Source organism: Pseudomonas muyukensis, from assembly GCF_019139535.1.
GTDB classification, from domain to species: Bacteria; Pseudomonadota; Gammaproteobacteria; order Pseudomonadales; family Pseudomonadaceae; genus Aquipseudomonas; species Aquipseudomonas muyukensis.
Genome location: NZ_CP077073.1, coordinates 2,618,019 through 2,636,070, shown reverse-complemented (window position 1 = coordinate 2,636,070; position 18,052 = coordinate 2,618,019). Strand labels below are relative to the sequence as shown.

Annotated in this window: 15 protein-coding genes, 1 tRNA gene and 1 pseudogene; 11 read left to right on the top strand and 6 right to left on the bottom strand. The window is 61.4% G+C overall.

Annotated features, from left to right (window positions below; translation table 11 throughout):
* Positions 1-12 precede the first annotated feature (12 nt).
* From KSS95_RS11825 to KSS95_RS11790, 8 genes are all read left to right on the top strand, one after another.
* Entirely contained in the window at positions 13-528 is a 516-nt protein-coding gene (locus KSS95_RS11825) for an Hcp family type VI secretion system effector (protein WP_102682902.1), read from the top strand.
* Between the two features lie 72 nt (positions 529-600).
* Positions 601-2,769: a type VI secretion system Vgr family protein gene (locus KSS95_RS11820; RefSeq protein ID WP_217853809.1), complete on the top strand. Its 2,169-nt coding sequence runs from the start codon at positions 601-603 to the stop codon at positions 2,767-2,769.
* Entirely contained in the window at positions 2,766-3,686 is a 921-nt protein-coding gene (locus KSS95_RS11815; protein ID WP_225935576.1) for a DUF4123 domain-containing protein, read from the top strand. Before KSS95_RS11820 ends, KSS95_RS11815 begins: the two co-directional genes overlap by 4 nt.
* Entirely contained in the window at positions 3,679-6,669 is a 2,991-nt protein-coding gene (locus tag KSS95_RS11810; protein ID WP_217853808.1) for a T6SS effector BTH_I2691 family protein, read from the top strand. Before KSS95_RS11815 ends, KSS95_RS11810 begins: the two co-directional genes overlap by 8 nt.
* 2 nt (positions 6,670-6,671) lie before the next feature.
* Positions 6,672-7,565, top strand: coding sequence for a DUF6708 domain-containing protein (locus KSS95_RS11805; RefSeq protein WP_217853807.1), 894 nt, complete (start codon positions 6,672-6,674; stop codon positions 7,563-7,565).
* On the top strand, positions 7,562-7,711 hold the full coding sequence (locus tag KSS95_RS11800; RefSeq protein WP_217853806.1) for a hypothetical protein: 150 nt from the start codon (positions 7,562-7,564) through the stop codon (positions 7,709-7,711). Before KSS95_RS11805 ends, KSS95_RS11800 begins: the two co-directional genes overlap by 4 nt.
* A 13-nt stretch (positions 7,712-7,724) precedes the next feature.
* Positions 7,725-8,606, top strand: a complete 882-nt coding sequence (locus KSS95_RS11795; RefSeq protein ID WP_437179593.1) for a DUF6708 domain-containing protein — start codon at positions 7,725-7,727, stop codon at positions 8,604-8,606.
* On the top strand, positions 8,603-8,860 hold the full coding sequence (locus KSS95_RS11790) for a PAAR domain-containing protein (RefSeq protein WP_217853805.1): 258 nt from the start codon (positions 8,603-8,605) through the stop codon (positions 8,858-8,860). Before KSS95_RS11795 ends, KSS95_RS11790 begins: the two co-directional genes overlap by 4 nt.
* 68 nt (positions 8,861-8,928) lie before the next feature.
* On the opposite strand, the pseudogene KSS95_RS24570 reads toward KSS95_RS11790, so the two are convergent.
* From KSS95_RS24570 to KSS95_RS11765, 6 genes and pseudogenes are all read right to left on the bottom strand, one after another.
* Positions 8,929-9,172 (bottom strand): annotated as a pseudogene (locus KSS95_RS24570) (Arm DNA-binding domain-containing protein); the annotation flags it as partial.
* A 204-nt stretch (positions 9,173-9,376) separates the two neighbouring features.
* Positions 9,377-9,452 (bottom strand) — tRNA-Gly (locus KSS95_RS11785).
* Positions 9,453-9,516: 64 nt separating this feature from the next.
* Positions 9,517-10,077, bottom strand: coding sequence for a CDP-diacylglycerol--glycerol-3-phosphate 3-phosphatidyltransferase (gene pgsA, locus KSS95_RS11780; protein ID WP_194791160.1), 561 nt, complete (start codon positions 10,075-10,077; stop codon positions 9,517-9,519).
* 33 nt (positions 10,078-10,110) lie between these two features.
* Entirely contained in the window at positions 10,111-11,934 is a 1,824-nt protein-coding gene (gene uvrC / locus KSS95_RS11775) for an excinuclease ABC subunit UvrC (RefSeq protein WP_217853804.1), read from the bottom strand.
* An 11-nt stretch (positions 11,935-11,945) separates the two neighbouring features.
* A complete protein-coding gene (gacA, locus tag KSS95_RS11770; protein ID WP_054892718.1) occupies positions 11,946-12,584 on the bottom strand; it encodes a response regulator transcription factor GacA in 639 nt (212 codons plus the stop codon).
* Positions 12,585-12,647: 63 nt separating this feature from the next.
* Entirely contained in the window at positions 12,648-13,037 is a 390-nt protein-coding gene (locus KSS95_RS11765; protein WP_134692132.1) for a helix-turn-helix domain-containing protein, read from the bottom strand.
* A 932-nt stretch (positions 13,038-13,969) separates the two neighbouring features.
* Here KSS95_RS11765 and KSS95_RS11760 point away from each other — a divergent pair.
* Genes KSS95_RS11760 through KSS95_RS11750 form a run of 3 tightly spaced genes read left to right on the top strand, consistent with a single transcriptional unit; the run spans position 13,970 to position 18,047 of the window.
* The gene (locus tag KSS95_RS11760; protein WP_217853803.1) at positions 13,970-15,277 is read left to right on the top strand and encodes a nucleotide sugar dehydrogenase; all 1,308 of its coding nucleotides are present in this window, start codon (positions 13,970-13,972) and stop codon (positions 15,275-15,277) included.
* 58 nt (positions 15,278-15,335) lie between these two features.
* Positions 15,336-16,868 carry a glycosyltransferase gene (locus tag KSS95_RS11755; RefSeq protein ID WP_217853802.1) on the top strand — a complete coding sequence of 511 codons (1,533 nt, stop codon included), beginning with the start codon at positions 15,336-15,338 and terminating at the stop codon, positions 16,866-16,868.
* A 15-nt stretch (positions 16,869-16,883) separates the two neighbouring features.
* Positions 16,884-18,047, top strand: a complete 1,164-nt coding sequence (locus KSS95_RS11750) for a PilZ domain-containing protein (protein WP_217853801.1) — start codon at positions 16,884-16,886, stop codon at positions 18,045-18,047.
* The last annotated feature ends 5 nt before the right edge of the window (positions 18,048-18,052 follow it).

Sequence of the window (18,052 nt, the reverse complement as noted above, 5' to 3'; positions counted from 1 at the left end):
GGAGAAACTGTCATGCCAACACCCGCTTACATCAAGATCGAAGGCCAGACCCAAGGCAACATCACCGCGGGCGCCTTCACCTCCGATTCGGTCGGCAACGTGTTTGTCGAGGGCCACGAAGACGAGATTCTGGTGCAGGAGATCAAGCACCAGGTGACCGTACCTACCGACCCGCAAAGTGGCCAACCTGCAGGCCAACGGGTCCACAAACCCTTCATCTTCACCAGCGCCCTGAACAAGGCGACACCGCTGATGTATCAGGCCCTGTCCAGCGGCGAAATGCTGCCGACTGTTGAAGTCAACTGGTATCGCACTTCGGTTGAGGGCAAGCAGGAGCACTTCTTCACCACCAAGTTGGAGGACGCCACCATCGTCGACATCAACACCACCTTGCCTCATGCACAAAACAAGGAGAACGCCGACTTCACCCAGTTGATCGAGGTATCGATGTCATACCGCAAGATCTCCTGGACACACGTCACCGCAGGCACCGAAGGCTCCGACGACTGGCGTAAACCCGTCGTCTAACCCGGCTGAACATCCCTGGCGGGCAGGCCCTGCCAGGGGCGTTTGAACTCTCAGACGGCGTAAGGACTTTTCATGCCCAGCCAATCTGATTTGCGGTACACCTTCGAGCCACTCGTTGGCAATGCCGAGTTTGAAGTGGTGTCGTTTGAACTCAAGGAAGAAATCAGCGCGCCTTTCACTCTCGAGCTGGAATTGATCAGCTTCGAGCCCGACATCGATTTCGGCCAACTGCTGGATAAACCCATCGTATTCACGATCTGGGATGGCAAAGGTCCACTGCGCCACGTGCATGGGCTGGTCAGCCGATTCAGCCAGGGTGAAAGCGGCTTTTTCCGTACCTACTACCACGCCTTGGTCGAGCCCATACTGGCCCGCGCCGGACTGCGCTCGAACTGGCGCATCTTCCAGCAAAAGACCGTCCCGCAGATTCTTGAGCTGATGCTCCAGCGTCAGGGCATCGATCAATACGAGCTTCGCGCGAGCCTGGACCACCAGGTGCGCGAGTTCTGTGTGCAAGCGGGCGAGACCGACCTCGACTTCATCGCCCGCCTAGCGGCTGAAGAGAGCTTCGTCTATCGCTTCGAGCACAGTGAAAAACTACATAAGTTGATCATCACGGATCAGTTGCAATCCCTTGGGCTGATCAGCCATGGTGCGCTCAAGACCGATAACGATGACGAAGGCTTCCTCGATAGCGAGGACGTTTTCGACCCCAACACCGTCCTGTATCAATCCAACAGTGGCGGTGATCAGGCCACACCTTGCCTTCGGCGCTTGCGCTACAGCGAGCAGGTACGAACCTCGCGACAGGTCCAGCGCGACTACACCTTCACTCACCCGGCGTATCGCCAGGAACACCGTGCTTGCGGCCCTTTCCTGGAACACCAGTCCACCGAGTACGAACGCTTCGACTATCCCGGCCGCTACAAACGCGATGCCGTGGGCAAACCGTTCACCGAAAACCGGATCACTGCCCTGCGCCATGATGTGCGCATTGCGCAAGTGCAGGGCGATGACGTAAGGCTGCAGCCTGGGCTCAGCTTCACGCTCACAGGCCACCCACGTGATGATCTGAATGCGCATTGGCGGGTGAACCGCGTGGTTCACAAGGGCAGCCAGTTCACCAGCCTGCAGGAAGAAGCCGCCGGCCTCGATCAGAGCACACGTTACGAGCAAACCGCGCAGCTTGTGCCCGGCAGAACCGAGTGGCGCCCTGCTCCGCTCAAAAAGCCCCGCGTCGACGGTCCTCACATGGCCACCGTGGTCGGGCCGTCCGGTGAGGAGATCTATTGCGACGAATGGGGTCGGGTCAAGGTCAGCTTTCCCTGGGACCGGGAGAGCAACAACAACGAGTTCAGCTCCTGCTGGGTGCGGGTATCCCAGGGATGGGCAGGTGGCAGTTGGGGGTCGATGGCCATCCCGCGTATCGGCCAGGACGTGATCATCCAGTACGTCAACGGTGACCCCGACCAGCCGATGATCACCGGGCGCACCTATTGCGGTAACCAGTTGCCGCCCTACGACCTGCCCGACCACAAGACCCGCATGACCATCAAGAGCCAGACCCACAAGGGCGATGGCTTCAACGAGCTGCGGTTCGAGGATGAGCTGGGCCGCCAGGAGGTGTTTATCCATGCGCAAAAGGACCAGAACAACGTCGTCAAACACAACGAAACCACTTTCGTCGGCAATGACCGCAGTGAACAGGTCGATCATGACGAGACACTCAGTATCGGGCATGACCGCAGCCAAACGGTGGGCAATGATGAGCGGGTCCGGATTGGCCAGGATACGTTTGTCGATATAGGCCGAAATCAGAAAATAAACATCGCCAAAGACCGTATAGAGGCCGTCGGCAATCATCGCCACGACCGGATCACCGCCAATCACCACATCAGCGTCGGCGGCAATCTTGAGCAGCAGGTCGAGGGCCATGCAGAGCTGGAGGCGGGACTGGAAATCCGCAGGCGCACCCGACGCTACGACCTCCGAACAGCGGAAGCTGTGATCATCCAAGGGCCTGGAGGCTCCATCCGGATTGATGACAAGGGCATCACCCTTGACAGCCCGACCATACACATCAACGGCGTCCTGCTCCAATCTCCAAGCGGTAGCACCAACCCCTTTTCCATCAGCAGCGCACCCATCACTGGCAAACCTCTGGAGCGGCTATGCGGGCGGCGCCCCGATGGCACCTGCCCGTTGCCCGACTGCCGCTGTATCAAAGGGCCAGTCCAATGAATACAACACCCTCGCAGCTGTCCGGCGAACCTCTCGGACATCCCTTTCGCTTCATGCTGCTCATGACCCGCGAGCTCGAGTACTGGGCCTACCGGCCCATACCGCAAGAAGGCGAATTGGTGCCGGCCTATGCCCCATCAATACTCGACCTTATCCATAACGTCAGCCGAAATACTCAACATGCATGGCTATGGAAGCGCAGCGCGCTGGACGACCGCCACGAATTTGGCCCTTTGCTGGTCGACGTTTCAGAAGCGCCCGAACTGCTTGCCCATGCAATCACCACCTGGATGCCCGTTGGAGGGGCCATAGCACTGGATAGCGAAGCTTGCCTCGCAGTGCTAGCGGACCATTTCACCAGCCTTACTCAGGTCACGCTCCCGGATCAGGGAGCAGCCAATTTTTACTTCAAGCCGGATCATCTTGCAGCCTGGCTCGATGCATTGGACGACGATCATCGCGCCACCTGGCTTGGGCCTGTGTCGTCACTAGCCTGGCGAGTCAACTGGGGGCCGGTCCACGAATGGAAAACCCTCGAACGCCCCCCGACTACTGCCCGCCTGATATCGCAAGCACCGCTGCGCCTTCGCGTACATGAACTGGACCGGCTGCACGCAGGTATACGCGAGCACTTCATCCTCACGCTGGCGCACGAAGTCTTGGCCATGCCACCCCATGCCGCCCAAACGTTAGCCGCCATCAGGGAATGGATTGAAGCCCTATTGCCGCAGCTGAAGCCCCTCAACTTTCGCGACGAGGAAAGTGCAGGTCAGTTCATTCGGCTGATGGCCGGGCACATGTGGCTGATGAGCAGTGACCAGGCTACGAAGATCTACACCAACCTCAACGAGTCGCCCCAGGCCCGTCTTCGCGAGCTGCACGCACTGGTCCAACTCAAGGAATCCAACCATGACTGATACTGCCGCCGGCAGCGCCACCTCCGGCCCTGCCTGCAGCCCACGCGTACCCATCCTGCCGGTGCGCTATGCCATCGTGCCGCGCACGGGCGATACCCCGGCCTGTCGCTACGCAAGCGCAGGCTTGAACCTGGAACAAGGCTTCGCCCCGCTGCAGCACTCGTCCTACACCCTGCGCGCGCTGCGCCCAGGCTACATCTACGTGTTCATGAAAGGCCCCCAGGGCGAAAAACTGGTCATTCATGAGTACGACGGCGAAGGACATTACCGGGAGCTGCACTACCAGGGCCTGAAAGACTACCACCTGCGCGAGCGCTACCTGTCCAGCCAGAGCATGGGCTGGGTATGGGCCGACACCAGCCCGGACACCGCCAAGGAAGTGTGGATCGGCTACAGCCCGCACCTGTGGACCAACGCCACGACTGCCCGCATCACCGCTTCAGCAGCCCTGCGCAAACGGCATATGCGCCAGCTGGACATGGCCGAGCTGATTGCCGGCAACCCGGCCCCCTCTACCCAGCCCCATGTACTGCCGCTCAGTGCGCTGCAAAACTGGGTCGAAGACTACAAACCGGCAAGCCGGCGTATGTCCCTGACCTGGAGCAGCCACGCGTCCACAACCACCTTGTCCGTCGGCAGGCTCAACGCCATTGCCCGTGACTATCCCAGCACCCAGCCGAAAATACCGGTGGTGATGGCGCTGGCTGATGCTGAAGGCATGGCCCTGGACCTGAGCCTGTCGGTCTCGGCCTACCAGCACCAACTGCGCGACCTGCTGCCCGCCGAGCAGCTCGAACACACCAAGCCCGCGCAAGGCGCCGAGCAGGCAGGCGTCCCGGCGTGCTACCAGCTCGATGCCGAACGGCTCAGCCAGCAGAGCCGCGATTTTCACCATCGCAACCTGGTCGCCCTGTTGCTGAACAAAACACTGGAGACGATGTACCCGGCGGATATGCCCTCTACAGAAGTGGTCGAGACAAGGCTGCAGTCCACCCGCACCGGACGCCCTCTCCCCCCGGCCGAGGCACGTTATCGGGCGCTCACTCACGAGGACTATTCCCCGAACGGTGCACGTTTGGCGCTGCGCATCGATACCGACAAATACCTGCAGTTCCTTGCCGAACGCGATGAGCTGGAGCAGCGCATTGCAGGCCTGCGCAACCTTGCCCTGCAAGCCAGTCATGATCACGACGCGTGGCTGGCCACGGCCGAAGCCGCGCATATCGATGACCCCTACAGCCTGGCCGCCGCACTGGCGTGCTATGACCGCGACGAACGCATCTCGGCCCGTGGCCTGGAAATCTCCCTGGCCCTGCTGATTTACCCGATGGGCCAGCCGACACCCGGTACCGAGGACCGCGACCGGCGCTTCAAACGCCTGGAACAGTGGCTGGACCAGCACGACAGCCCGCTCTACACCGCCCTGGCGCCGTTCAACCCCTTCAAGGACAAAGCCGACGCGGTCGGCAGTGTGCTGGGTGGCGGCGACAATGTCATCGAAGGGCTGGCCGGGCGTTTTCCGGCCATTGCCGACATCACCGATCTCACTGCCCAGTCCGTCAACGCCGTGGTGCTCAAACGCCTGCGTGGTCACACCCGCTGGGATGCCAGCCATACCCTGCGTCAGCAAGTATTGCTGGCGGCACGTGAGGCCAATGCCGAGAAAGCGCTGGGGCTGTTGGCGGCGCGTTACCAGATCACCGACCAGGCCATCCGGGGAAACCCGTTCAGCCAGGAGGTGGAGCGGTATTTGAAGAGCGGCATGGCGCAGGTTGAGGAAATGAAGCAGCTGCGTATTTCGGGCAATCGGACGGTGGCGGTTGAGTTGACCACCACTGCGCGGGTTAAACCCAACTTTCTCGGGTTGCTTACATCGGGCGGGGGCGGTGGTCTGAACGCCGGGATGCTGTGGTTCAACGTGATCTCGCTGAAGACGGCTTATAACAGCCTGCAAAAAAGCAATGCGCTGGAATACACCTTTGGGTTTGCGGCATCGATTTTCGGTGTGATCGGTGCGGCTGCGGCGACATTGGTCAGCGTACGGGCAACGCAGAAGGCCGTGATGCTGAGATTGAGCTCGACGGCGCCGGGGATGGCGTTTGGTAACGGCGTGATCAAGTTCTTGAGCAGTAATCTCTTTGCGCGTTTAGCGGGATACCCTGCAATAGCATTTGGCTTGCTCTCTGATGGACTCAAGACGAAACGCCAACTCGATAATGGTGATTCAACTGCAGCCAGCTATACGTCAGCCGGTGGAGTAAGCATGGCTATTGGCTCTGTCATCGTCCTTGAGGCCGGGCTTGCAATAGCAGGGCCCACGGTGTTTGTGCCCTTCGCCGGATGGGCCGCAGTTGCATTGGTGCTCGCGGGAGCAGCAATCATTGCTGGAGGCCTGTATCTTCACGCCAAAGCACATGAACGCGTTCACAGGCCGATTGAGCTTTGGGCAGCACGCAGCATCTTTGGCAATCGCATCAACGATGGAGAGGCCCGTTCTGAAATTATCCTGGACCTTGAAAAGAAACTTCCGAGATTCTCCTCACTGCACGCAGAAATCAAAGCTTGGCACAACGAGCACTACGGACCAAAGCTCATATCAGCCGAGCAGGCCCTATCATTTGGTGTAACCAATGTGGACACCAAGTGGCATCATAACAACCATTGGGCACCGCCAAACTGGACCGCTATCACGCATAACGAAGTAGTCACGCCTCAACCAAGCGCTGAATTCACAGTTCTTTTACCGGGCTTCGCAATAGGAACAAGCGAGTGGTCAGGAATTTCGAGCAGCCTTCGTAACGATGGAGGAATGGACGTATTTCCGATCACTCCCGCCGCCTACGTTGTGGGCGCCGGCTTGATTCTGCATTTCAAGCACACGCTGACCCACCAAAACCACGTCTCACTGCATCTCGCCTACAGCGCCAATCAAGGGCTGGACGAAGGCACTGAGATTCATTCGAACTTCCGTCTCGAGCGCTGATCATGGCAACTATATGGCTATTTAACTCAACCTCATGCTCAGGGTACGAACCCGCCATTGGTGGACAGCTATTAAACATATCCAAAAACTCTTTATGCCTACGCAACCCATGGGTAACAGACTCTGTATTCATGGGAAAACTTTACTGCGCAATGATTATTGGATTAATGATCGGTTTCTACCCATTTCTATTTTCTAGCGTCAGCTGGAAGGATTTTTTACTTGACCCCATACTAATGACCGGAATAGTGCTTATGCCTTTCACCTTCCTTCCATTTCTATTTTACCGAATATGGTTCATCAAAGGCTTATCAAGCGTTTGCTTCAACCGCTCAACAAAAAAAATCTACTACCAACGTTTTAAGAAGGTATTCGTCTTCGAGTGGAGCAATACTGGAGGTGGTCTTTTCAGGCGCACAGAGTCTGGTGGATCATCTTTCACCACCTCCTATGCACTCGCATTCGCACCCCGTCGAAAAGACGGAAGTCTCCATCAAAAAGATTGCCTCTGGACCGACAGCAACGAACCCACCGAACCCGGCATCAAGCACGTCGCCGAAGTCTGGGAATACCTGCGCCATTTCATGAACCACGGCCCGGCCAAACTCCCACCTCCCGGCGAACCCAACTGGTGGCACCGGCCACTTCACGCCATCTGCTTAACCCCGGCAGAAGCCTGGCGCCACTACGCCCCCTGGCGAACCGGCGAGCCCGGAGAAATGCAGGGCAAGAAAAACTGGCAACTGCCGTTCTGGGCCGTGTTGTTCCCTTACAACTTCGGCCTCGCCCTCTGCTGGTATGGCGTGTGTCGCCTGTTCAATGTCCGGGCAGCACCGCCTCCACCAGAGGCCTTCGAGCAAGCCCCAGTACGCTTAACCAAAAGGCAGCGTAAATGACCGACGTTTCTGCCAACAGCACCACCTCCGGCCCTGCCTGCAGCCCACGCGTGCCCATCCTGCCAGTGCGCTATGCCATCGTGCCGCGCGCGGGCGATGCCCCGGCCTGCCGCTACGCAAGCGCAGGCTTTCGTCTCGAGCGCTAACCATGGCAGTCATATGGATATTCAAAAAAACTCAAACTCTGGATACAAACCAGCAATTACTGGACAGCTAGAAAATTTGTCCACAGACACATTAACCTTGCGAAACCCGTGGGTATCCGACTCTGTATTCATGGCAAAACTATACACCGCCATGACACTAGCCCTGGCTCTTTTCTTCTACCCCGACATTGCAGACCCCGAATACAGACCCATCCTACTAGAGCGCACCCAGTCCGTGATGCAATATATTTTTGCACCACTAATATTCACACCTTTTCTCACCTATAGAATCTATTTTATAAAAAACCTTTCAAACTTCCACTTCAGCCGATTAACCAAAAAAATTTACTACCAGCGTGGCAGAAAACTTATCACTTTTGACTGGAACAAAACCCATGGGGGCGTATTCAAACGCACCGAATTCGGCGGCTCATCCTTCAGCACCAGTTATGCACTCGCCTTCGCCCCACCTCGGGAGGATGGCAGCCTGCACCAAAAAGATTGCTTATGGGTCGACAGCAACGAACCCACTGAATCCGACATCAAACACGTCGCCGAAGTCTGGGAATACCTGCGCCATTTCATGAACCACGGCCCAGCCAAACTCCCTCCTCCCGGCGAACCCAACTGGTGGCACCGGCCGCTTCATGCCATCTGCCTGACCCCGGCAGAAGCCTGGCGCCATTACGCCCCCTGGCGAACCGGCGAGCCCGGAGAAATGCAGGGCAAGAAGAACTGGCAACTGCCGTTCTGGGCCGTGTTGTTCCCCTACAACCTCGGCCTCGCCCTCTGCTGGTATGGCGTGTGCCGCCTGTTCAATGTCCGGGCAGCACCGCCTCCGCCTGAGGCCTTCGACCAAGCCCCTGTTCAACTAAAAAAAGGAAAGCGTAAATGAAACCCATCGTACTCGTAGGCCATCGTCATAGTTGCCCTATCCATGGCGAAGGCACCGTAGAAACAGGCGCAAGCGCAGCATTCCTCGATGGCAGGGCAATAGCGCGCGTCGGCGACCGAATCAGTTGTGGCGCTATCATCGAAACCGGTGCTGGCAGCACGATCATCGAGGGCCAACCGGCGGCAAGGGAGGGAGACACCACCAGCCATGGCGGAACCTTGGTCGAGGGTGATCCGGGCTGGCTGATTGATTGACAGCAAAGCCGGCAGAAGAGCGCCCGATGCACCGGCTCGGGCGTTTTTTTTCAGGGATTGGTGCCTTAGGCGATCAGCCGCCGCGCTTTAGAGCGCAGTGGGCGCGCCTGACACAAGCCGAATTCGGGATAGGTGCCGAGGCATGCGATTTTGCTTGCTGACCCATGAGTAGCGGAAATGCCACGATTTTCCGCCAGCCCCGCTCACGCCGAGTGACAGGCCGCCACTATCGCTGAGGGTGTAGTCCTTGCTGGTGGTCTTGGCCTGGCGAACGTCTGAGACGTGCCACGTACGAACTCCTGAACATGAAATTCAGGGCTAGGGCTCGTGACGCTCAACGCTCCTCTCCAGCAACAAACCGCCACGGTAGCAGCCCGGATTTCATGGACTAATTTCTGGACTAAAAAAGCCCGAATGCCCATAGATCGGAGTGGCTTTGACTGAAACGAAAAAAGACGCCGAAGCGTCTTTTTTCGAGAGCTCAAAGAATTCCATGGAATTCTTTGAGCCAATATTTGGAGCGGGAAACGAGACTCGAACTCGCGACCCCGACCTTGGCAAGGTCGTGCTCTACCAACTGAGCTATTCCCGCGTCGTGATGGGTGCCATTCTAGCGATTTACAGAATGGCGTCAACCCCTTGATTCAAAAAAACTTTTACTTCTGCTCCGAACCTTCGCGCAGGTGCGGCCAGGCGGCCAGCAGGTAATGCACCATCGACACCAGGGTCAGCCCCGCCGCCACCAGCAGCAGGCCGTAGCCCAGCACCACCCAGAAGGTCAGCAGCGGCGGGTTGGCCAGCAGGATCACCAGCGCCAGCATCTGCGCCGCGGTCTTCCACTTGCCCAGGTTCGACACCGCCACATGGGCGCGAGCGCCCAGCTCGGCCATCCACTCACGCAGCGCCGAGACGACGATCTCGCGGCCGATGATCACCGCCGCCGGCAGCGTCAGCCAGAAGTTGGCGTGTACCTGCACCAACAACACCAGGGCCACGGCCACCATCAACTTGTCGGCCACCGGGTCGAGGAAGGCGCCAAACGGCGTGCTCTGCTGCAGCCGACGCGCCAGGTAGCCGTCGAGCCAGTCGGTGGCGGCGGCGATGGCGAACACCGTGCTGGCGGCCATGTAGCTCCAGTGATAGGGCACATAGAACAGCAGGATGAAGATCGGGATGAGCAGGACGCGTAGAACGGTGAGCAGGTTTGGAATATTCATCGGTACGACTGGCTGCGGGTTGAACCCGGCATTCTACTCGCTATGCAGGCTGGCATAAATCGACTCAGCAAGCTTTTTACTGATGCCAGGGGCCTTGGCGATCTCGTCGACACTGGCGCGGTTGAGCTCCTGCAGGCCGCCGAAATGTTTCAGCAGGTCGCGGCGGCGCTTGGGCCCTACCCCGGCCACGTCTTCCAGGCTCGAGGTGCGCCGGGCCTTGCCGCGCCGCGCGCGGTGGCCGGTGATGGCGAAACGGTGGGCTTCGTCACGAATCTGCTGGATCAGGTGCAACGCCGGGGAATCGCCCTTGAGGGTGAACTCGTGGGCCACGTCGTTGAGGTACAGGGTTTCGAAACCGGCCTTGCGGGTCACGCCCTTGGCCACGCCGAGCAGGGTGAGATCGCTCAGGCCGAGCGCCTGCATCACGTCCCGGGCCATGTTCAACTGGCCCTTGCCGCCGTCCACCAGCAGTACGTCGGGCAACTTGCCCTCGCCCTCCTTGATGCGCCCGTAACGGCGCATCAGCGCCTGATGCATGGCGGCGTAGTCATCGCCGGCGGTGACGCCTTCGATATTGAAGCGGCGGTAGTCGGACTTGAGCGGGCCCTCGGGGCCGAACACCACGCAGCTGGCCACCGTGGCCTCGCCGCTGGAATGGCTGATGTCGTAGCACTCCAGGCGCTGCGGCACCTCATCCAGGCCCAGCACCTGGGCCAGGGCCTCGAAGCGCGCGGCCATGTGCTGGCGGTTGGCCAGGCGGGCGTTGAGCGCCTGCTCGGCGTTGGTCACCGCCAGTTGCTGCCAGCGCGCGCGGGTGCCGCGCACCCGGTGGCTGATGCTCAGCTCGCGGCCGCGCAGGGTCTGCACGGCTTCGGTGAGGGTCGCGAAGTCTTCGTGCAGCACGTTGACGATCAGCTCGCCGGGCAGCTCGCGCTCGGCATTGCCCAGGTAGTACTGGGCGAGGAACGCGGCCATGACCTCGGACACGTCCTCCTCGATGCCCACCTGGGGGAAGAAGTTCTTGCTGCCCAGCACCCGCCCGCCGCGCACGCTGATCAGGTGCACGCAGGCGCCGCCTGGGTTGACGAAGGCGGCTACCACATCGACATCGCCCGAACCGCCTTCCATGTACTGCTGGTCCTGGACCCGGCGCAGCAAGGCGATCTGGTCGCGCAGCTCGGCGGCCTTCTCGAAGTTCAGGGCCATGGCCGCCGTTTCCATCTCGGCGTTGAGCTCATTGCCCAACTGCTGGCTGCGGCCTTCGAGGAACATCACCGAATGGCGCACGTCCTCGGCGTACTCGGCCGGTTCCACCAGGCCCACGCAGGGGCCCTTGCAGCGCTTGATCTGGTACTGCAGGCACGGGCGGGTGCGGTTGGCGTAGTAGCTGTCCTCGCACTGGCGCACCGAGAAAGCCTTCTGTAACAGGCTCAGGCTCTCGCGAATGGCGCCGGCGCTGGGGTACGGGCCAAAATAGCGGCCCTTGGCCTTTTTCGCGCCACGGTGGATGCCCAGGCGCGGGAACTGGCCGTCGGAGAGGAACACGTAGGGGTAGGACTTATCGTCGCGCAGCAGGATGTTGTAAGGCGGCCGCCATTCCTTGATCAGCGTCTGCTCAAGCAGCAGCGCCTCGGTTTCGTTGGCGGTGATGGTGGTTTCGACCTGGGCGATGCGCGCCACCAGGGCAGCCGTCTTCGGCGCCAGGCCGGCCTTGCGAAAGTAGCTGGCCAGGCGTTTCTTGAGGTTCTTGGCCTTGCCCACGTACAACAGGCGGGCTTCGCCGTCGAACATCCGGTACACGCCCGGGCGACCGCTGCAGGTCGCCAGGAACGCGCTTGCGTCAAAGGTTTGAGACATGAGGTGTGCTTTTACAGACTGGCGTCGACCATACCGTGACGGACAGCCAGCAAGGTCAGTTCGACGTCGCTGGTGACCGAGAGTTTCTCGAAGATTCGATAACGGTAAGTATTGACGGTCTTGGGCGACAGACACAACTTGTCAGAGATGATCTGCACCTTCTGGCAGCCGACGATCATCAGCGCAATCTGGATTTCCCGCTCGGACAGCGCATCGAACGGCGACCCCTGCGGCTGGAACGACTTGAGCGCCAGCTGCTGGGCAATCTGCGGGCTGATGTAGCGCTGGCCGGCGAACGCCAGGCGGATGGCCTGGACCATTTCGTCCAGGCCCGCGCCCTTGGTCAGGTAGCCGGCGGCACCGGCTTGCAGCAGCCGGGTGGGGAACGGATCCTCCTCGCAGACGGTCACCGCGACCACCTTGGTGTCCGGGTGGCTACGCAGCAGTTTGCGCGTGGCCTCCAGGCCGCCGATGCCGGGCATCTTCACGTCCATCAGGACCACGTCGGGCTTGAGCTCACGGGCAAGCTTGAGGGCGGCCTCGCCTGAGTCCGCCTCCCCCACCACCTGCAGGCCATCGATGTCGGCCAGCATGCGGGTGATGCCTGTACGCACCAGATCGTGATCGTCGACCACCAGGACCCTAATCAAGCAGACACCTCGTCAGTGGGGCGATTGGATCCCGCCACCTTAACAAAATTTTTCACAACCAACCTAGCGCAAAGCGTCATGGAAATATGCCTGACGGTCGGGGCGGCGGATCCGCAGGGCATCCTGGCCAGCGGTTTCGCCGGCCAGGCGGTTGAGCAGGTGCCAGACGGCGGCTTGGTCGGCCTCGGGCAAACGGCGAAAAGCGCCGAGCAGGCGGTCTTCGTCGGCGGTGAGGCTGTCCAGGGGCGCGGGGGTGTGCACGCCGCTGAGCACATAGAGGGCATCGACACCGCGGTTGGCCACGGCCGCGAGGTAGTCCATGCGCGGCGTGCGCTCGCCGCTTTCGTACTTGCCCTGGGCGTTGGGCTCGACGCCGCCGATGTCGCCGAAAATGCGCTGGGTCAGGCCCAGGCGTTCGCGTTCTTCTCTGAGTCGCGGACCGAATCCGTTCATCTGCATTGCCTCCTTTGCATGAGTGGAACACGGGCGCATCCGGCACCCGTGTGAATGCTTGCTTGGTCGCTGGGCACTATGCCTTTTGGATCCAATCGATGCAAGTCATGGTTTTGGGTTGGGGTTGGGGTTGGGATTGGATTGGATTGGATTGGGAGGTGGGATCGAGGGAGGTTCGCCGAAAGTAGTGCAGCGCCTATGAGATCGAGCGCCGCCCGCGCGGCGCATCGCGGATGAATCCGCTCCCACATTTGTTGCAACGTGGCCATGCCTGGTAGGCCATGGTTGTCAGCCTTGTGCGCTCGAGCCGTTTTTTGCGTGGGCGCTGCCGCCGCCCCACCCGTCTCAAGCCCTGCGCCCAGGCTAGCAACCATGGCCTGTCAGGTTCGGTACGTTGCAACAAATGTAGGAGCGGATTCATCCGCGATGCGCCGCGCGGGCGGCGCTCGGTCTCACAGGCGCTGCAAGACTTTCGTCAACCCCCTCGCCGCCCTCACGCGATCGAATCCCCCTCAACAACATCACAACTTACGCAATCAGCGCCCACATAGAACCCCTAAAAACATCGCTAAAAAAGAATAATCGCAAAAAGCCAGCAACCCCTTGAACAAGCCACCCAACCCGACTTTGACGCCAATATACCGACACGAACAGGGTAATCATTTTTTTGACGTCGAACTTTTCACAAACTTTAACTAATTGATTTATAACGATTTTTAAACTAAACAACCAAGAAAAAACAAATAACTAAAACAATAACCAAACAACACTTGCCCAACTAAGAAAAACCTCATTAGGATGTAAAAAGACCACCAAGAACCAGCCTGCTTCGCCATATCCAAGCGCGGCTTGATCCTGCGCGTCTGTCTTAACCAACTTCCATGAACGGCATATCTCGGCCGGCCTTGTGCTGCGCCTGGGGAGAGGGACCTATGAACATCAGTATCTTCGGACTTGGCTATGTGGGCGCAGTCTGCGCCGGGTGTCTGTCGGCACGGGGGCACCAGGTGCTGGGCGTGGACATCGACCAGGCGAAGATCGACATGATCAACCAGGGACGCTCCCCCATCGTCGAACCAGGCCTGGAGCAACTGCTGCTCGACGGCGTGCGCCAGGGCCGCCTGCGCGGCACCACCGACGTGCAGGCGGCGATCCTGGCCAGCGAACTGTCGCTGCTGTGCGTCGGCACGCCGAGCAAGCCCAACGGTGACCTGGACCTGACGTACATGCAGGCCGCGTGCCGCGAGATCGGCGCCGCCCTGCGCGACAAGGCCAGCCGCCACACGGTGGTGGTGCGCAGCACGGTGCTGCCGGGCACGCTGAACAACCTGGTGATCCCGACCCTGGAACGCGCCTCGGGCAAGAAGGCCGGCATCGACTTCGGCGTGGCGGTCAACCCCGAGTTCCTGCGCGAAAGCACCGCGATCCAGGACTACGACTTCCCGGCCATGACCGTGATCGGCGAACTCGACAGCGCCTCGGGCGACCTGCTCGAGGCGCTGTACCAGGGCCTGGACGCGCCGGTGATCCGCAAGTCGGTCGAGGTCGCCGAACTGATCAAGTACACCTGCAACGTCTGGCACGCCACCAAGGTCAGCTTCGCCAACGAAATCGGCAACATCGCCAAGGCCTCGGGCGTCGATGGCCGCGAGGTGATGGACGTGGTCTGCCAGGACCACAAGCTCAACCTGTCACGCTACTACCTGCGCCCAGGCTTCGCCTTCGGCGGCTCGTGCCTGCCCAAGGACGTGCGCGCCCTCACCTACCGCGCCGGCCAGCTGGATGTCGCCCACCCGCTGCTGGCCTCGCTGATGGACAGCAACCGCCACCAGGTACGCCAGGCCTTCGAGCTGGTGACCCGCCCCGGCAAGCGGCGCATCGCCCTGCTCGGCCTGGCCTTCAAGGCCGGCAGCGACGACCTGCGCGAAAGCCCGCTGCTGACCCTGGCCGAGCAACTGATCGGCAAGGGCTACGAGCTGCGCATCTACGACGCCAACGTCGAGCACGCCCGCCGCCATGGCGCCAACCGCCAGTACATCGAACAGCAGATTCCCCACGTCAGCGCGCTGCTGCGCAGCGACCTGCAACAGGTGATCGACGACGCCGAGGTGATCGTGCTGGGCAACAACGACGAGCGCTTCGCCCGCGCCCTGGATGCCGGCAGCGGCAAGCAGGTGGTCGACCTGGTCGGGTTCATGAACGGCACCAGCGACACCCGTCACCAGGGCATCTGCTGGTAAACCACGCCGCCCCCCGCCACGGCCGTGGCGGGTACCCGACAACAGGAGCTACAGCGCCATGGATCGACAGCAACAGCGGCCCTTCGCGGCCCCGGCCCACCTGCGCGCGGCCGCCCGCTTCTGCGCCTGGGCGCTGCTCGCCGGGCTGATCGCGCTGGCCTCGCAGATGGTCGCGCCACAGTACCTGGACCCCAACCACCACCTGTTCATCTTCATCATCGGCACCCTGGGCCTGTGGCGCTATGGCAATGCCATCGTCCACTACCTGCGCGGCATGTACTTCCTGCACTGGCGTTTCCCGCGCCTGCGCCGCCAGGTCGAACGCCTGGGCGACGCGGCGCTGCCGGCGCACCTGTTCATGGTGGTGACCAGCTTCCGCATCCCCACCCACACCACCTTCAAGGTCTACCAGTCGGTGTTCCAGGAGGTGCAGCGGCTGAAGGTGCCGTGCACGGTGATCGCCTCGATCGTCGAGAAAGGCGACGAGCAGTTCATCAAGGACATCCTGCGCAACGAAGTGCGCGAGCGCGACGACATCGACCTGGTGATCGTCCGCGCCCGCGGCACCGGCAAGCGCGATGGCCTGGCCCACGCCTTCCGCGCGCTGTCGCGGCAGATGCCGCTGGACGACGCGGTGGTCGGCGTGGTCGACGGCGACACCATGATGCTGCCCGGCTGCGTCGAGCGCGCGGTCAAGCTGTTCGCCGTGCTGCCCAGGGTCGGCGGCCTGACCACCAACGAGTTCTGTGAAGTCGAGGGCAGCCGCTGGATGCGTCAGTGGCACTCGATGCGCTTCGTCCAGCGGCACATCAACATGTGCTCGATGGCCCTGTCGCACCGGGTGCTGACCCTCACCGGGCGGTTGTCGTTCTTCCGTGCCGGGGTGATGACCGACCCGGCCTTCATCCGCGATGTCGAGGCGGACTTTCTCGAGCACTGGCGCCTGGGCCGCTTCCAGTTCCTCACCGGCGACGACAAGTCGAGCTGGCTGAGCCTGATGCGCGCTGGCTGGGACACCTTCTACGTGCCCGACAGCCACACCCTGACCGTGGAGCATCCCCCCAGCGACAGCTTCTGGGTGGCCACCCGCCAGCTGATGTTCCGCTGGTACGGCAACTCGCTGCGGCAGAACTTTCGCGCCACCGCCCTGCTCGGCCGCGCCCGCCTGGGCTTGTTCACCCTGTACGTGCTGCTCGACCAGCGGGTGTCGATGTGGACCTGCCTGATGGGCCTGACCGCCTCGCTGGTGGCCGGCCTGGTGTTCGGCATCCAGTACCTGCTGGTGTACCTGTTCTGGGTGCTGGTCTCGCGCAGCCTGGTGACGGTGCTGTTCGTCTTCGCCGGGCACCCGGTCAGCCCGATGTACCCGTTCGTTCTCTATTACAACCAGATCGTCGGCTCGCTGATGAAGGTCTACGCGCTGTTCCACATGGACCAGCAACGCTGGACGCGCCAGCAGACCACCCTGGCCAACGGCAGCGTCGACTTCGACGCGCGCCTGAACCGCTGGTCCTCGAAGGCGATGCTGTGCGCGTCGATCGCGATCTTCTTCGGGGTCATCACCGTCCTGCTGGAACTCACGCAACGTTAAGGAAAGGCGCCTGCCATGAGTACTTCGAACACCCCATCGGCCCCGGGCAAGACGGCGGCCAACATCGTCCACGAAGCCATCGACGAGCGGCAGTACGTGCGCACCCGGATGAACGCCCGGGTAAGTCTGTCCGGCAACGGCCGCGAGCCGTTCGCGGCCGACCTGCAGGATATCTCGCTGGGCGGCATCGGCCTGCTGCACGGCGCGCCGCTGACCATCGGCGCGCTGTACGACGCCTCGATCCAGCTGCGCCTGAACCAGGTCGACCTGTCGATCGACGCCAAGGTGCGCATCGTCTCCCAGCGCGGCCAGGAGGTCGGTGCCCAGTTCGTCGACCTCGACGCGCAGAAGCGCGACATCCTGCGCTACCTGATCAGCGCCTACCTGTCTGGCGAGATCGCCGATATCAACGGCCTGTTCAACGTGATGCAGCGCGAGAACTACATCAAGGAGCGCAAGCACAAGCAGGCCCACGCGCGCACCCCGGGCGAGCGCTTCAAGGCCCTGGCCGGTACCGCGCTCTACACCGCCGCGGGCCTCGCCGCGCTAGGCTTCGTCGGCTACAAGGGCTACCTGCTGTTCTTCCGCATCCCGGCGCTGCAGGCCACCGTGGCGACCAACGCCCAGGTGATCAGCATGCCGGACAACGGCTACGTGAAATACCTGCTGCCCGCCGGCGCCACCGAGGTACAGGCCGGCCAGCCGCTGGCGAGCGTCTCCACCCAGCTGGCCACCCAGCTCACCACCCCGGCGGACATCAAGGCCCTGGCCGACCTGGCCCCCAGCGATGTGCAGGCGCTGCTCGGGCGCGCCACGGTCGAGACGGTGATCAACAGCCCATGCGATTGCCAGGTCTACTACCCAGCGCCAGCCCTCGATGGTTTCGGCTACAAGGGCGCGCCGCTGATGCACCTGCTGCCCAAGGACCAGGGCCTGTTCGTGCGTGCCAACGTGCCGTTCGACAAGCTCGCCGATATCGACCGCGTGCGCTCGGTGGACCTGCAGGTGTTCGGCCTGGACCAGCACTTCAGCGGCAAGGTGGTGGACGCCCGCTCCGATGAGCTGAACCGCAACCTGGCCCTGACCATTGCCCCGGACCAGCCCCTGCCGGCGGCGGCCTACCAGAAGGCGGTGGCCGTCGACCTGTACCTGGGCCTGCCGTTCGGCAGCGGCAACTGAGGGCC

What these genes read in the sequence shown, in the direction of transcription:
- KSS95_RS11805 (WP_217853807.1), top strand. Translation starts at nt 6,672, where the DNA reads ATGGCAACTATATGGCTATTTAACTCAACCTCATGCTCAGGGTACGAA.
- uvrC (WP_217853804.1), bottom strand. Translation starts at nt 11,934, where the DNA reads ATGTCTCAAACCTTTGACGCAAGCGCGTTCCTGGCGACCTGCAGCGGT.
- KSS95_RS11815 (WP_225935576.1), top strand. Translation starts at nt 2,766, where the DNA reads ATGAATACAACACCCTCGCAGCTGTCCGGCGAACCTCTCGGACATCCC.
- KSS95_RS11800 (WP_217853806.1), top strand. Translation starts at nt 7,562, where the DNA reads ATGACCGACGTTTCTGCCAACAGCACCACCTCCGGCCCTGCCTGCAGC.
- KSS95_RS11755 (WP_217853802.1), top strand. Translation starts at nt 15,336, where the DNA reads ATGGATCGACAGCAACAGCGGCCCTTCGCGGCCCCGGCCCACCTGCGC.
- KSS95_RS11760 (WP_217853803.1), top strand. Translation starts at nt 13,970, where the DNA reads ATGAACATCAGTATCTTCGGACTTGGCTATGTGGGCGCAGTCTGCGCC.
- KSS95_RS11820 (WP_217853809.1), top strand. Translation starts at nt 601, where the DNA reads ATGCCCAGCCAATCTGATTTGCGGTACACCTTCGAGCCACTCGTTGGC.
- KSS95_RS11810 (WP_217853808.1), top strand. Translation starts at nt 3,679, where the DNA reads ATGACTGATACTGCCGCCGGCAGCGCCACCTCCGGCCCTGCCTGCAGC.
- KSS95_RS11765 (WP_134692132.1), bottom strand. Translation starts at nt 13,037, where the DNA reads ATGAACGGATTCGGTCCGCGACTCAGAGAAGAACGCGAACGCCTGGGC.
- pgsA (WP_194791160.1), bottom strand. Translation starts at nt 10,077, where the DNA reads ATGAATATTCCAAACCTGCTCACCGTTCTACGCGTCCTGCTCATCCCG.
- KSS95_RS11750 (WP_217853801.1), top strand. Translation starts at nt 16,884, where the DNA reads ATGAGTACTTCGAACACCCCATCGGCCCCGGGCAAGACGGCGGCCAAC.
- KSS95_RS11790 (WP_217853805.1), top strand. Translation starts at nt 8,603, where the DNA reads ATGAAACCCATCGTACTCGTAGGCCATCGTCATAGTTGCCCTATCCAT.
- KSS95_RS11825 (WP_102682902.1), top strand. Translation starts at nt 13, where the DNA reads ATGCCAACACCCGCTTACATCAAGATCGAAGGCCAGACCCAAGGCAAC.
- KSS95_RS11795 (WP_437179593.1), top strand. Translation starts at nt 7,725, where the DNA reads ATGGATATTCAAAAAAACTCAAACTCTGGATACAAACCAGCAATTACT.